This window comes from Stenotrophomonas sp. YJH_SMC_37 (assembly GCF_059370035.1).
The window spans coordinates 15646-29267 of the sequence record NZ_JCAFTG010000005.1; the positions used below are offsets into that span (position 1 = coordinate 15646).

The 13622-nt window shown below is 64.2% G+C and carries 9 protein-coding genes; 3 read left to right on the plus strand and 6 right to left on the minus strand.

Translation table 11 applies throughout. The features are described from left to right. Window positions 1–89: 89 nt before the first annotated feature. The 3 genes from AC5P8J_RS08950 to sucC all read right to left on the minus strand — a co-directional run bounded on the left by AC5P8J_RS08950 (window position 90) and on the right by sucC (window position 4018). Window positions 90–1724 carry an NAD+ synthase gene (locus AC5P8J_RS08950; RefSeq protein WP_021204204.1) on the minus strand — a complete coding sequence of 545 codons (1635 nt, stop codon included), beginning with the start codon at window positions 1722–1724 and terminating at the stop codon, window positions 90–92. Window positions 1725–1948: 224 nt separating this feature from the next. Beyond that, window positions 1949–2824, minus strand: a complete 876-nt coding sequence (gene sucD, locus AC5P8J_RS08955) for a succinate--CoA ligase subunit alpha (RefSeq protein ID WP_005418610.1) — start codon at window positions 2822–2824, stop codon at window positions 1949–1951. A gap of 24 nt (window positions 2825–2848) precedes the next feature. Beyond that, a complete protein-coding gene (sucC, locus tag AC5P8J_RS08960) occupies window positions 2849–4018 on the minus strand; it encodes an ADP-forming succinate--CoA ligase subunit beta (protein ID WP_005418614.1) in 1170 nt (389 codons plus the stop codon). Between the two features lie 379 nt (window positions 4019–4397). Here sucC and AC5P8J_RS08965 point away from each other — a divergent pair, with 379 nt between their 5' ends. Continuing rightward, a complete protein-coding gene (locus AC5P8J_RS08965) occupies window positions 4398–6011 on the plus strand; it encodes a sensor histidine kinase (protein WP_021204205.1) in 1614 nt (537 codons plus the stop codon). A 60-nt stretch (window positions 6012–6071) separates the two neighbouring features. Further along, window positions 6072–7445: a sigma-54-dependent transcriptional regulator gene (locus AC5P8J_RS08970; protein WP_134731295.1), complete on the plus strand. Its 1374-nt coding sequence runs from the start codon at window positions 6072–6074 to the stop codon at window positions 7443–7445. A gap of 173 nt (window positions 7446–7618) precedes the next feature. On the opposite strand, the gene pilB is transcribed toward AC5P8J_RS08970, so the two are convergent. The 3 genes from pilB to AC5P8J_RS08985 form a co-directional block, all read right to left on the minus strand. Then, window positions 7619–9346 carry a type IV pilus assembly protein gene (gene pilB / locus AC5P8J_RS08975; RefSeq protein WP_494533836.1) on the minus strand — a complete coding sequence of 576 codons (1728 nt, stop codon included), beginning with the start codon at window positions 9344–9346 and terminating at the stop codon, window positions 7619–7621. 90 nt (window positions 9347–9436) lie between these two features. Next, window positions 9437–11467, minus strand: coding sequence for a sulfatase-like hydrolase/transferase (locus AC5P8J_RS08980; protein WP_494533837.1), 2031 nt, complete (start codon window positions 11465–11467; stop codon window positions 9437–9439). Between the two features lie 129 nt (window positions 11468–11596). Further along, on the minus strand, window positions 11597–11995 hold the full coding sequence (locus AC5P8J_RS08985; protein WP_134731289.1) for a pilin: 399 nt from the start codon (window positions 11993–11995) through the stop codon (window positions 11597–11599). A 361-nt stretch (window positions 11996–12356) separates the two neighbouring features. Between AC5P8J_RS08985 and AC5P8J_RS08990 the strand changes: the two genes are divergently transcribed. Further along, window positions 12357–13616, plus strand: coding sequence for a type II secretion system F family protein (locus AC5P8J_RS08990; protein ID WP_134731287.1), 1260 nt, complete (start codon window positions 12357–12359; stop codon window positions 13614–13616). The last annotated feature ends 6 nt before the right edge of the window (window positions 13617–13622 follow it).

Consider the following 13622-nt stretch of genomic DNA (forward strand, 5'->3'; position numbering starts at 1 on the left):
TCGACCACCGTGCGGACCAAGGTCCGCACCCACCGGAGAGGGCCGACGGGTTGCGGGCCAGCGACCGGCACTGCCCACCCACCGTTGCCTCAGCCCTTGTAGCCGTTGCTGATCGGGTAGCGACGCTCGCGACCGAACGCCCGGCGCGACACCTTCGGCCCCGGCGCGGCCTGGTGCCGCTTCCACTCGCTGATGCGCACCAGGCGCAGCACGCGGTCAACCACGGCCGCGTCGTAGCCGGCGGCCACGATCTCCGTGCGCGACTGTTCCTGGTCGATGTAGCGGTACAGGATGCCGTCCAGCACGTCATAGGCCGGCAGCGAATCCTGGTCCAGCTGGTTCTCGCGCAGCTCGGCCGATGGCGGGCGGCTGATCACCGCCGGCGGAATCACCGGCGCGCCGCCCACGGTATTGCGCCATTTGGACAGGCCGAACACCTCGGTCTTGTACAGGTCCTTCAACGGCGCATAGCCACCGCACATGTCGCCGTAGATGGTGGCGTAGCCGACGGCGTACTCGCTCTTGTTGCCGGTGGTCAGCAACAGGCCGCCGAACTTGTTGGCCAGTGCCATCAGGATCACCCCGCGGCTGCGCGACTGCAGGTTCTCTTCGGTCACGTCCGGCGCGGTGCCTTCGAACATCGGCGCCAGCGATTCCATCAGGCCCTTGAACGCCGGCTCGATCGAGACCGCTTCCAGCTTCACGCCCAGTGCCTGGCACTGCTCGGCGGCCAGGTCGTTGGACATGCCGGCGGTATAGCGCGACGGCAGGCGCACGGCGGTAACGTTCCCAGCGCCGAGCGCGTCGACCGCCAGCGCCAGTACCAGCGCCGAATCAATGCCACCGGACAGCCCCAGCCACACCTTCTTGAAGCCGTTCTTGCGGCAGTAGTCCTGGATGCCACGGGTCACGGCACGCCAGGCCAGCGCGTCCATGCTCTCGTCGCCATCGTCCATCCACACGTGCGGCATGAAGCGGCGGGTCTCACCGTCGTACTCCACCACCAGCCACTGGTCGACGAAGGCAGCGGCAGCCGGGTGTACCGTGCCGTCACCATCGGCCACCACCGACGCGCCGTCGAACACCAGCGCATCCTGGCCACCGACCACGTTGAGATAGGCGATGGCCGCCCCGCTCTCGCGGGTGCGTGCGGCCAGCACCGCGTCGCGCTGGGCGTGCTTGCCCCGCTCGTACGGCGAGGCATTGGGCACTACCACCAGTTGCGCCCCCGCGCGCACGGTGTCGGCCAGCGGCTCGGCGAACCAAAGGTCCTCGCAGATCAGCAAACCCACCGGAATGCCATTGACCTCGAACACACAGCTGCCGCCGTCCGGATCGACATCGAAGTAGCGACGCTCGTCGAACACCGCGTAGTTGGGCAGCTCGCGCTTGCGGTAGGTCTGCTCCAGCAGGCCATCGCGCAGCACGCTGGCGGCGTTGTAGACCACCGCACCAGCCGCCTGCGGCCAGCCGACCACGGCGGTGATGCCACGGCAGGCAGCAGCGATACGGCCCATCGCCTGCTCGCATTCGTACAGGAAGCCGGGACGCAGCAGCAGGTCCTCCGGCGGATAACCGCTCACTGCCAGCTCGGGGAACATCACCAGCTCGGCGCCATACTCGTCGCGCGCCTGTCCGATCATCTCGATGATGCGCTCGGTGTTGCCGGCGACATCGCCGACCGGGAAATCGAACTGCGCCATCGCGATGCGGATCGAAGCCATGGGAATCCAGCCTGTGGTTGCAATGCGCCCATTGTAGCGCCGCGTCGTGCGCGCGCCGGGGGCGTTCACTGCGTGGACAGCCCTGGCTCAGTAGATCCACGCCATGCGTGGATGGGCCGACCAGGCGGCCGCCAGACGCAGAAAAGCCGCCCGAGGGCGGCTTTTCCAAAGCAAGCCGAGCGTGGGCTCGGCTCTACAGAATCGGCTGCCAGAGGCAGTCGTTCTTACTTCACCAGCTTGGCGATGGCAGCGCCCAGGTCGCCCGGCGAACGGACGGTGACGACGCCAGCAGCTTCCATGGCGGCGAACTTGCCTTCGGCAGTGCCCTTGCCGCCCGAGGCGATCGCACCGGCGTGGCCCATGCGCTTGCCGGCCGGAGCCGACGCACCGGCGATGAAACCGACGACCGGCTTCTTCACGTGGTTCTTGATGTACTCGGCACCGGCTTCCTCGGCGTCACCGCCGATTTCGCCGACCATGATGATGCCTTCGGTCTGCGGGTCTTCGTTGAACAGCTTCAGGCAGTCGACGAAGTTCAGGCCATTGATCGGGTCGCCACCGATGCCGATGCAGGTGGACTGGCCCAGGCCGACTTCGGTGGTCTGCTTGACCGCTTCATAGGTCAGGGTGCCCGAACGCGACACGATGCCGATCTTGCCCGGCTTGTGGATGTGGCCCGGCATGATGCCGATCTTGCACTCACCCGGGGTGATGACACCCGGGCAGTTCGGACCGATCAGGACGGTGTCCGGGTAGGAACGGGTCAGCACGTTCTTGACGCGCAGCATGTCCAGCACCGGGATGCCTTCGGTGATGCAGACGATGACCTTGATGCCGGCAGCAGCGGCTTCCAGGATCGCATCGGCCGCGAACGGCGGCGGCACGTAGATGACCGACGCGTTGGCGCCGGTGCTCTGCACGGCGTCGGCAACGGTGTTGAAGACCGGCAGGTCGATGTGGGTGGTGCCACCCTTGCCCGGGGTCACGCCGCCAACAACCTGGGTGCCGTACTCGATCATCTGAGTGGCGTGGAAGGTGCCCTGCTGGCCGGTGAAGCCCTGCACGATCACCTTGGTGTTCTTGTTAATCAAAACAGACATGGGAATTTCCTTCGGTGTCGTGGATCAGGCGGCGTTCTTGACCGCTTCAACGACCTTCTTGGCGCCGTCGTTGATGTTGTCAGCCGGGATGATGGCCATGCCGCTGTCACGCAGCAGCTGCTTGCCTTCTTCCACGTTGGTGCCTTCCAGGCGCACCACGACCGGAACCTTGACGCCCACTTCCTTCACGGCGGCGATGATGCCTTCGGCAATCATGTCGCAGCGGACGATGCCGCCGAAGATGTTGACGAAGATGCCTTCGACCTTGTCCGAGGACAGGATCAGCTTGAACGCTTCGATGACGCGCTGCTTGTTCGCACCGCCGCCCACGTCCAGGAAGTTCGCCGGCTCGCCGCCGTTGAGCTTGATGACGTCCATGGTGGCCATGGCCAGGCCGGCACCGTTCACCATGCAGCCGATGTTGCCGTCCATGGTGACGTAGTTGATGTCCAGCTCCGAAGCGGTCACTTCGGTTTCATCTTCCTGGGACTTGTCGCGCATCGCGACCAGTTCCTTGTGGCGGAAGTTGGCGTTGTCGTCGCTGTTGAACTTGCCGTCCAGCGCGTACAGGTTGCCATCGTCCAGGATGGCCAGCGGGTTGATCTCAACCAGCGCCAGGTCCTTTTCGTTGAAGATGCGGTACAGGTTCACCATGATGTTGGCGAACTGGCCGGCCTGCTTGGCGGTCAGGCCCATCTTGAAGCCGATGTCACGGCCGTGGTAACCCTGCACGCCCTCGACGAAGTCCACGTTCAGGGTGTGGATCTTGTCCGGGGTCTCGGCAGCGACCTGCTCGATTTCCATGCCGCCTTCGGAAGAGGCGATGTAGCTGATGGTGCGGGTGCCGCGATCCACCAGGACCGACAGGTACAGCTCCTTGACGATCTCACCGGCGGTGGTCACCAGCACCAGGTTGATCGGCAGCTCGACGCCGGCGGTCTGGTAGGTGGCCATCTTGGTGCCGAGCATCTTGGCCGCTGCGGCCTTCACATCATCGACGGTCTTGCAGAACTTGACGCCGCCAGCCTTGCCGCGGCCGCCAGCGTGGATCTGCGCCTTGACCATCCAGGGGCCCTGGCCCAGCGACTGGGCGACTTCAACCGCCTCGTCCGGGGTCGCCGCGACCTTGCCGGCCGGGACCGGGATGCCGTATTCGGCAAGCAGTTGTTTTGCCTGGTATTCGTGGAAATTCATGCGTCACCGTGGGAATAGGAACGACCGCACGCAATTCCTCAGGGCCCCTGGAAGAGGCACCGGCACGGACCGCGGCGGGCCCACTATTGTGGCCGAGCCGGCGCCGGGGCGCAAAGAAGTCTGTACAAAACGCCAGACGCGGGCGGATTTTCGCGGTCATTCAGGCAGTTGCGCCCGCCCTGGCGCTGGCCTCCGGTCTCCGCGGCGGGCCAAATGCGCGATGCGGGGCGGTCCCGCGGCGCCAGCGCAGGGGCCCTATACTGGCCCTCTCGAGCACGCTCGACACTACATCGACGCGACGTGCCCGCCCGGCCTCAGGGGATGCCAGGCAGGCCCGCCGCAGATTCCAGACCCAGGCAGCCAGAAGGGGAGTTCCGGCGTGTCACCCAGTGCTTCATTGATCGACCGCATCGAATCGATTCCGCGGCGTGAGCTGTACTTCTTCGCGCTGTACCGGGTGCTGATCGCCGCAGTCATCGCCGGCCTGCTCTACAGCCCCCTGTCCGGCATGGTCGGCGAGGCCCACCACCCGCGCCTGGCCGATACCGTTGCGGCCATCTATCTGGTGCTGTCGCTGCTGGCCCTGGCGATCGGCCGCAACGAACGCTGGCTGCGCCCCATCGTGGTCACCAGCGTGCTGGTGGATATCATCGCCGCCACCCTGCTGGCGCACGCCCTGCCCGGCGCCAGCGCCGGCATCTCGATGTCGCTGCTGTTCAACATCGCCGCGGCCGCCACCCTGCTGCCGCTGAGCTGGGGGCTGGGCCTGGCAGTCGCGGCCAGCCTGGCCACCGGTACCGAATACCTGTGGAAAGTGCTGGAAGGCGGCGATCCCACCCGCACGCTGGCCGAGCTGGCCATGTTCGCCACCAGCTACCTGGCGCTGGCCTTCATCAGCTACCAGGTGGGCAGCCGCGCACGCCGCAACCAGCAGCTGGCCAACCAGCGCGGCGACGAAGTAGCCAACCTGTTCCAGATCAACGAACTGATCATCCGCCGCATGCGCACTGGCGTGCTGGTGGTAGACGCCGACAACCGCATCACCCTGGCCAATGAAGCGGCCTCGATGCTGCTCGGTGACAATGACGGCATCGGTGAGACAGGACGCCTGGATCTGGCCAGTGCCGCGCCGGAACTGGCGCGCCGCCTGCAGCGCTGGCGCAACGGCTGGGCGCAGGACGAACTGCCGCTGCAGCTCAACCCCGACCAGCCGGAAGTGCAACCGCGCTTCGCCCGCCTGCTGGCGGGCAGCGAGCTGGCCCTGGTGTTCCTGGACGATTCCAGCGTGGTCTCGCGGCGCGCCGAATCGCTCACCCTGTCGGCCATGGGCCGCTTCTCGGCCAGCCTCGCCCATGAAATCCGCAACCCGCTGGCGGCGATCAACTATGCCGTGCAGCTGCTGGAAGAAGGCACCGGCTTCAACGAAAGCGACCGCCGCCTGCTGCAGATCATCCGCCAGCAATGCCAGCGCACCAATGGCATCGTCGAAAGCGTGCTGGGGCTGGCACGGCGCGAACGCGCCACGCCCGAGAACGTCGACCTGGTCGCCTTCGTGCGCCGCTTCGTGCTGGAGTACAAACAAGGCCAGACGCTGGAAACCGACAGCATCGAACCGATCATCAGCGATACGGCGGTGATGGCGCAGGTCGACGCCAAGCACCTGTACCAGGTGCTCACCGTGCTGGTGCACAACGCATTGAAGTACGGCCGCATCGGCCAGCAGCCGGCGCGGGTGCGCCTGCGCGTGGCCCAGCACGAGCGCAGCGCGGTGATCGACGTGATGGACCGTGGCCCGGGCATTCCCGAGAGCGTGGCCGCGCAGCTGTTCCGTCCGTTCTTCACCACCTCCGAGCACGGCACCGGGCTGGGCCTGTATATCGCCCGCGAGTTGTGCCGGGCCAACCAGGCACGCCTGGACTACATTCCCGTGCCCGCCGGCGGCTCCTGCTTCCGTTTGGTGCTGCCCGGCCCCCACACCTTGCTGCCCACCTGATTGCAGATCTGTGCGTCAAACATTTGTCGCTTCCAGCCCCCTCGTTTATCTTTCACGCCCATGAACGAAACCCGCAGCGCCCTCGTCGTCGACGATGAACGCGACATCCGCGAACTGCTGGTACTGACCCTTGGCCGCATGGGCCTGCGCATCAGTACCGCCGCCAACCTGGCCGAAGCCCGCGAGCTGCTGGCCAGCAATCCGTACGATCTGTGCATCACCGACATGCGGCTTCCGGATGGCAACGGTATCGAGCTGGTCAGCGAGATCGCCCAGCACTACCCGCGCACGCCGGTGGCGATGATCACCGCGTTCGGCAGCATGGACCTGGCCGTGGAAGCGCTGAAGGCCGGTGCCTTCGACTTCGTCAGCAAGCCGGTGGACATCTCGGTACTGCGTGGCCTGGTCAAGCACGCGCTGGAACTCAACAACAGCGAGCGCCCTGCGCCCGGCCCCGCCACCGAACAGGCAGCACGCCTGCTCGGCGCTTCGCCGGCCATGGACGTACTGCGCACCACCATCAGCAAGGTCGCGCGCAGCCAGGCGCCGGTCTACATCCTCGGTGAATCCGGAGTTGGCAAGGAACTGGTTGCTCGCACCATCCACGCCCAGGGCGCGCGCGCGGCCGGGCCGTTCGTGCCGGTCAACTGCGGCGCCATTCCCGGCGAGCTGATGGAAAGCGAATTCTTCGGTCACCGCAAAGGCAGCTTCAGCGGCGCGCATGCCGACAAGCCCGGCCTGTTCCAGGCCGCGCACGGCGGCACCCTGTTCCTGGACGAAGTGGCCGAGCTGCCGCTGCAGATGCAGGTGAAACTGCTGCGCGCCATCCAGGAAAAGTCGGTGCGTGCGGTCGGTGCGGCCAACGAGGAACCGGTGGACGTACGCATCCTCTCGGCCACCCACAAGGACCTGGCCGAGCTGGTCGAGGACGGGCGCTTCCGCCACGATCTGTACTACCGCATCAACGTGATCGAGTTGAAGGTGCCGCCACTGCGCGAGCGCCGCCAGGACCTGCCGGAGCTGGCGGCCGCCGTGCTGGCGCGGCTGGCCCGCAGCCACGGCCGCGCCACCCCGCTGCTGGCGCCGTCGGCGCTGGAAGCGCTGGCCCACTATGCATTCCCGGGCAATGTGCGCGAGCTGGAGAACATCCTGGAACGCGCGCTGGCACTGGCTGAAGAAGACCGCATCGGCGCCGATGACCTGCGCCTGCCGCAGCACGCCCCACGCACGCCCGGCAGCGCGGCCCCCGCCGAAGCCGTGGCCGACCTGCAGCCGGGCGGTGCCGCCCTGCCCTCCTATATCGAACAGTTGGAGCGCAGCGCCATCCAGCGTGCGCTGGAGGAGAACCGCTGGAACAAGACCCGCACGGCTGCGCAGTTGGGGATTACCTTCCGCGCGCTGCGCTACAAGCTGAAGAAGCTGGGGATGGAGTAGAGCCGAGCCCATGCCCGGCTGCGCGGTGGTCGGGTCCGCGCCATCCACGCATGGCGTGGAACTACTATGGGATCCGTGGCCGATCATCCACGCATGGCGTGGATCTACTGTAGAGCCGAGCCCACGCTCGGCTGCTCTTCGGTACCTCAGCCGAGCATGGGCTCGGCTCTACCTCAATCCTTGGTAACGCGATTGATCTCCGCCAGGCTGGTGATCCCGGCCGCAGCCTTCTTCAACGCAGACTGCCGCAGGTCGTTCACCCCGATCTGCTGCGCCGCCTCTGCAATCTGCAGTGCATTGCCACCGGCCAGCACGATGGTGGCGATCTCATCGGTCATCGGCATCACCTGATAGATACCCGTTCGGCCCTTGTAGCCCTCGGTACACTCATCGCAGCCCACCGCCTCATACAACTGGATACCCGCATCCAGCCGCGCCTGGGTGAAGCCCTCGGCCAGCAGCGCGTGCTCCGGCAGGTTCGCCGGGCGCTTGCAGTTCGGGCACAACCGGCGTGCCAGGCGCTGCGCGATCACCAGCGTCACCGAGCTGGTGATGTTGTACGGCGCGATGCCCATGTTCATCAGACGAGCAATGGTCTGCGGCGCATCGTTGGTATGCAGCGTGGACAGCACCATGTGGCCGGTCTGCGCCGCCTTGATCGCAATCTCGGCCGTCTCCAGGTCGCGGATTTCGCCGACCATGATGATGTCCGGATCCTGTCGCAGGAACGAGCGCAGCGCTGCGGCGAAGGTCATGCCGCGCTTGTTGTTCTGCTGCACCTGGTTGACGCCGGGCAGGCGGATTTCCACCGGGTCTTCGGCGGTGGAAATGTTGCGCGTCTCGTCGTTGAGGATGCCCAGCGCGGTATACAGCGAAACGGTCTTGCCCGAACCGGTGGGGCCGGTCACCAGCACCATGCCGTAAGGCTTGTGGATCGCATCCAGGAACAGCTTCTGCTGGTCCGGCTCGTAGCCCAGTTTGTCGATGCCCAGCTTGGCCGCGCTGCCATCCAGGATACGCAGCACCACCTTTTCACCGAACAGGGTCGGCAGCGTGCTGACGCGGAAATCGATCTGCTTGGTCTTGGACAGGTTGAGCTTGATGCGCCCGTCCTGCGGCACGCGCTTTTCGGCGATGTCCAGCTGCGCCATCACCTTCAGGCGCGCGGCAATGCGCTGGTTCAACTTAACCGGCGCGCGCGCCACCATCTTCAGCAGGCCGTCGATGCGCAGGCGCACGCGGTAATCGTCTTCGTAGGGCTCGAAGTGGATGTCCGAGGCCCCCTTGCGGATCGCATCGACCAGTACCTTGTTGACGAACTTCACTACCGGGGTGTCGTCGCCCTTGGCGTCGATGCCGGCGTCGGTGCCCGCGCCTTCGTCGTCGCCCAGGCCGACATCGAGGTTGGCCATGCCCTCGTCGTCGCCGCCCAGCGCGTCGCCGATGGTGTCATGGCTGGCGTGCCACTGTTCCAGCGTGCGGCGGATCTGGTCCTCATCGACCAGGATCGGTTCCACCACCAGGTTGGTATGGAACTTGATCTCGTCCAGCGCATGGGTCGGATTGCTGGTACCCACGAACAGCTTGCCGCCGCGTTTGAACAGCGGCAGCACGTTGTGCTTGCGCAGCAGCTCCTCGCTGACCAGGCTCATGGCGTTCTGGCTGGCGTCGAACGTGGACACGTCGAACAAAGGCATGCCGAACTCGACCGCGTTGGCGGCGGCGAGCTGCGAGGCACTCACCAGCTTGTTCTGCGCGAACCAAGTGGGCAGCGGCTGGCGTGCCGCAGCGGCCTTGGCCATCGCATCGCGGGCGGAGGCCTCATCCAGGGCACCGTCCTGGACCAGACGGCGGGCCAGGCCGGTGATGCCGACGAGGTTGGGGGTGGCTGCTGCGTTCATGCTGGTTTCCAAACAAGGGTTTAGACGACGTGTTTCGGTTAGACGTGCTGTTGCAAGACCTAGCCCATTGCGTCCGCAGGCATGGTAACCCTACAACACTGGTACTGCCGTAACCGCAGAAATGCTCTTCACGGCCGGAGCTGAATGGCAGAACAAACGGCCAGCATCGTCCATCTTCCAGTGCTCGCACCAAGCTTCATGCAACTCCTTCAATGGTGCCTGCGGTGGTGCGTCTTGCATGCGCCAGCCGCGACGGGCCGTCCGATCGATCACCAACAAGCCATCGTCTGGGGTCTCCGCAGCCATTAGCACCCAATTGCCCAGATAGGCAGCACGCTGCCGGTGGCTAATCTGGTAGGCCATCCACTGCGGCTTCACCTCCACTCGCCCAGCCGAGGTGATTCGATACATCGATGCCATCTCGCGTAGCACTGCCCCTTCGTTAATCTCGGACTTGCGCAGCGAACCGGGGAAGTAAGATGACTCCACGAATCTGATGCGGTTGTTCATTGGGATTTGATTCGGCGTCAGCAGGTCACGCCCGTCTCGCAGCACGTGGTCTGCCACGCCGGCAGCCTTCAGCACCGTCGGCGCAACATCCACCAAACTGGCCGGGTCATGACGCACTGTCGGCACGAAGCTTCCTTCGCCGAAACGCGTGAAAGCCAGCAGCACAGACGTCTGCGGCGCACGAATAGCTGACCCTCCATGTCCATTGACGATACCGCCAGGCACTTGGATTTCACCATCCGGCCACAGATCCTTTCGCAAATCGAAATCTTCGCCGTGGTCAGACATCACCACCACGATGGCGTTATTCAGTCGACCATTGCGCCGAAGACCGTCCAGCAGTTGAGCCACTTGCTGATCAGCGGTAGCCAACCCACGCAGATACTGCGGATTGGCATCGGCATACTCGCCCGTGGGCAGATCCTCGAATCGATCGTCGTCACCTAGACGACCAAACTGGTAGGGCCAATGCGCCATGCAGAAGTGTACGTACAGGAACAGTGGCTTATTGGCCGGTGCTCGCTGTACTCCGTCAGTTAAACGCCGACTGAAGGCCTCCGGTCTATATACCGACACATGTGCTCGGTTACCGTACACATTCGGAGTTAGCGCTCGAGAAACCGGCGCAGCCATTAGCAGATTGCTAAGCACGTTGTCGCCAAGCACGCCGAGCAGCATCTCGCTGACTCCCATGCCTGGCGACAGTATCCGCTGGAATCCATAGACCTGATCGATGTTCGCGAATCGCGTTTCATCCATCGCGAACATGGTCTCGTAACCAGCCGCAGCAAAAGCGTGTGCCATGCTTGCGGAGGCTATCGAATTGCTGGCGGGGAACAGATTGCCGCGTGCGCCACTGTGCGCCGGCCACTGACCGGTCAGTACGCTAGTCGTAGCAGGCGAGGTGTGGGGCTGCGTGCTCAGCGCGTCGTCGAATACCACAGAACGATCCAGCAGCGCCTCCACTTGGGGCATCACCCGGAACGGCGCATGATTGCGCTGAAGGTGGTCTGGACGCAGCGAGTCTATGCCAATGATGATCACATCTGGCGCTTGTACCGAGGCCGAGCGCGGCACGCTGAACCAAAGCCCCGCGCCCGGCAGCACCAACGCGACTGCAATCAATGCTAGTACGACCCGCGTTGGGCGGGAACGACGACAGATCACATAAACCCAGATCAGCAATATGGCCACGCTGGCAAACAGCAGGGCAATTGCAATAACTCGCGTACTTGGTTGCAGCAGCGCGAGGCCCAACACGTCACCCATAGCCGACTGCGGATAGAGCCAAGCTCCTGCAAATGACAATGCCAATGTCATCAGCAGCAGTTGAGCGAGCAGAGTCAGAAGCCGTTGTCTCGGTCTCAAACAGGGGAGCAATACCGTTTTAAAGGCGTCTGCGCTGGCCCAGGCCAGAGCAACGTGCAACAGCAGCATCACCCCAAAGTATGAAGCAGTGCCTGCCAGTGCTTGCTCCACTGGGAAGGCGGCCAAACCGTCGCCACCAACCCGCGGCAGACCACTGATCAGCTCGGATTGGCGCTCGAACACGAGCGCGAACTGGCCTCCTAACCAGAGGCCCCACCACAGGAAGGACACGACGTAGTACATATAACTCCCTGGGACCACAACTGCACGACCACACACATCAGATGCAGCTGTAAGCGGTCACACTCCCCCAAAACGAAAACGGGGAGGCCAAAAGCCCCCCCGTTCATGCCACAGGTCAATCAGAGGCGATTAGCCCTGGCAGGTGCCCGGACGGTACTTCTTGTCAACGGTACCGCCACAAACCCACGTGACCTGCTGGTTGGACTTCAGGGTTGCAGTCAGGGTCACGGTGCCGGTCGCACCATTAACAGTCGACGTCGCAGTGATCTTGCTACCATCCCAAGTCACACCCGAGACGTAATCAGACTCCTGTGCTTCCGGGGTCCAAGAGCTCGGCGGCAGGGCGCCGTTACCCGCAGCGTACTCGGACACAGCCGTACGCACGGCGGAGGCAGCCAGGATCACTTCCGAGACCTTGGCCTTCTTGGTGTAGTCGCTGTAAGCCGGCAGCGCGATGGCGGCCAGGATGGCGATGATCGCAACGACGATCATCAGTTCGATCAGGGTGAAGCCCTTCTGGTTCTTCATGGTGGTACATCCCCAAGATAAGTGGTGGTTGATGTCGGGGGTGGCTGCCGGCCGGCCAGATGACCGGATGAGCAGGCTGCCCGTCCCCGCGGGTGGATCAACGCAGGTTACGTGCCAATCTCCCATGGCAGCGTCTCCCCGATTTCCCCGCGCCAATGATGGCAGCAATTTCGCGGATGGGAACCCCCCAGAAGCGAATCTGCGATGGACGCGGCAATGTGACGCGGTACGTCACCTTTCGTCTCGCCAGGTCGAAAACCCTGCGCGGCGTCACGCCAGCAGGCTCCCCGGACGGCCCTGAACCGGCTACCATCGCCGGTCAGGATGCCCGCCTGGGGATGGCGGGCCTTGGGGAGCCAACATGTCTGTCAGTCGCAGTGCGATCAAGAAAGAGCCCGTGGCGCGTAGCACCATGGAGCTGCAGCCGTTTGTCTGGGAGGGGACCGACAAGCGGGGTATCAAGATGAAGGGCGAGCAGTTGGCGAAGAACGCCAATCTGCTGCGCGCCGAACTACGCAAGCAGGGGATCAACCCCGGTCAGGTCAAGCCGAAGCCGAAGCCGCTGTTCGGCGCGGCCGGCAAGCCGGTGAATGCCAAGGACATCGCCTTCTTCAGCCGGCAGATGGCCACGATGATGAAATCCGGCGTGCCGATTGTCTCGGCGCTGGAGATCATTGGCAGCGGGCACAAGAACCCGCGCATGAAGAAGATGGTGGACGCAGTTCGCGCCGACATCGAAGGCGGCTCATCGCTGCACGAAGCGATCAGCCGCCACCCTGTCCAGTTCGACGAGCTCTACCGCAACCTGGTACGGGCTGGTGAAAGTGCCGGTGTACTGGAAACGGTGCTGGATACCATCGCCACCTATAAAGAGAACATCGAGGCGTTGAAGGGCAAGATCAAGAAGGCCCTTTTCTACCCGGCCATGGTTCTGGTGGTGGCCTTCCTGGTAAGCACCATCCTGCTGGTCTGGGTGGTGCCGCAGTTCGAGGAGGTCTTCAAGAGCTTTGGTGCCGACCTCCCGGCCTTCACCCAGATGGTGGTCAACCTGTCCCGGTTCATGGTGTCCTGGTGGTGGCTGATGGCCATCGTCCTGATCGGATCGGTGGTCGCCATCGCCATGACCTACCGGCGCTCGGAGAAGATGCAGCACACGGTCGACCGGCTGGTGCTGAAGGTGCCGGTAATCGGGCAGATCATGCATAACAGCGCCATCGCCCGTTTCGCCCGGACCACGGCGGTGACCTTCAAGGCCGGCGTGCCGCTGGTAGAGGCCTTGGGCATCGTGGCCGGCGCCACCGGCAACAAGGTCTATGGCGAGGGGGTGCTGCGGATGCGCGACGACGTCTCGGTCGGCTATCCGGTCAACATGGCCATGAAGCAGCTAAACCTGTTCCCGCACATGGTCATCCAGATGACCGGCATCGGCGAAGAGGCCGGCGCCCTGGATGCCATGCTGTTCAAGGTGGCTGAATACTACGAGCAGGAAGTGAACAATGCCGTGGATGCCTTGAGCAGCCTGCTGGAACCGATGATCATGGTGTTCATTGGTACCATTGTCGGTGGCTTGGTCATCGCGATGTACCTGCCCATCTTCAAACTCGGCGCCGTCGTCGGCTAAAGGTAT

What these genes read in the sequence shown, in the direction of transcription:
- AC5P8J_RS08950 (WP_021204204.1), bottom strand. Translation starts at nt 1,724, where the DNA reads ATGGCTTCGATCCGCATCGCGATGGCGCAGTTCGATTTCCCGGTCGGC.
- sucD (WP_005418610.1), bottom strand. Translation starts at nt 2,824, where the DNA reads ATGTCTGTTTTGATTAACAAGAACACCAAGGTGATCGTGCAGGGCTTC.
- sucC (WP_005418614.1), bottom strand. Translation starts at nt 4,018, where the DNA reads ATGAATTTCCACGAATACCAGGCAAAACAACTGCTTGCCGAATACGGC.
- AC5P8J_RS08970 (WP_134731295.1), top strand. Translation starts at nt 6,072, where the DNA reads ATGAACGAAACCCGCAGCGCCCTCGTCGTCGACGATGAACGCGACATC.
- pilB (WP_494533836.1), bottom strand. Translation starts at nt 9,346, where the DNA reads ATGAACGCAGCAGCCACCCCCAACCTCGTCGGCATCACCGGCCTGGCC.
- AC5P8J_RS08980 (WP_494533837.1), bottom strand. Translation starts at nt 11,467, where the DNA reads ATGTACTACGTCGTGTCCTTCCTGTGGTGGGGCCTCTGGTTAGGAGGC.
- AC5P8J_RS08985 (WP_134731289.1), bottom strand. Translation starts at nt 11,995, where the DNA reads ATGAAGAACCAGAAGGGCTTCACCCTGATCGAACTGATGATCGTCGTT.
- AC5P8J_RS08990 (WP_134731287.1), top strand. Translation starts at nt 12,357, where the DNA reads ATGTCTGTCAGTCGCAGTGCGATCAAGAAAGAGCCCGTGGCGCGTAGC.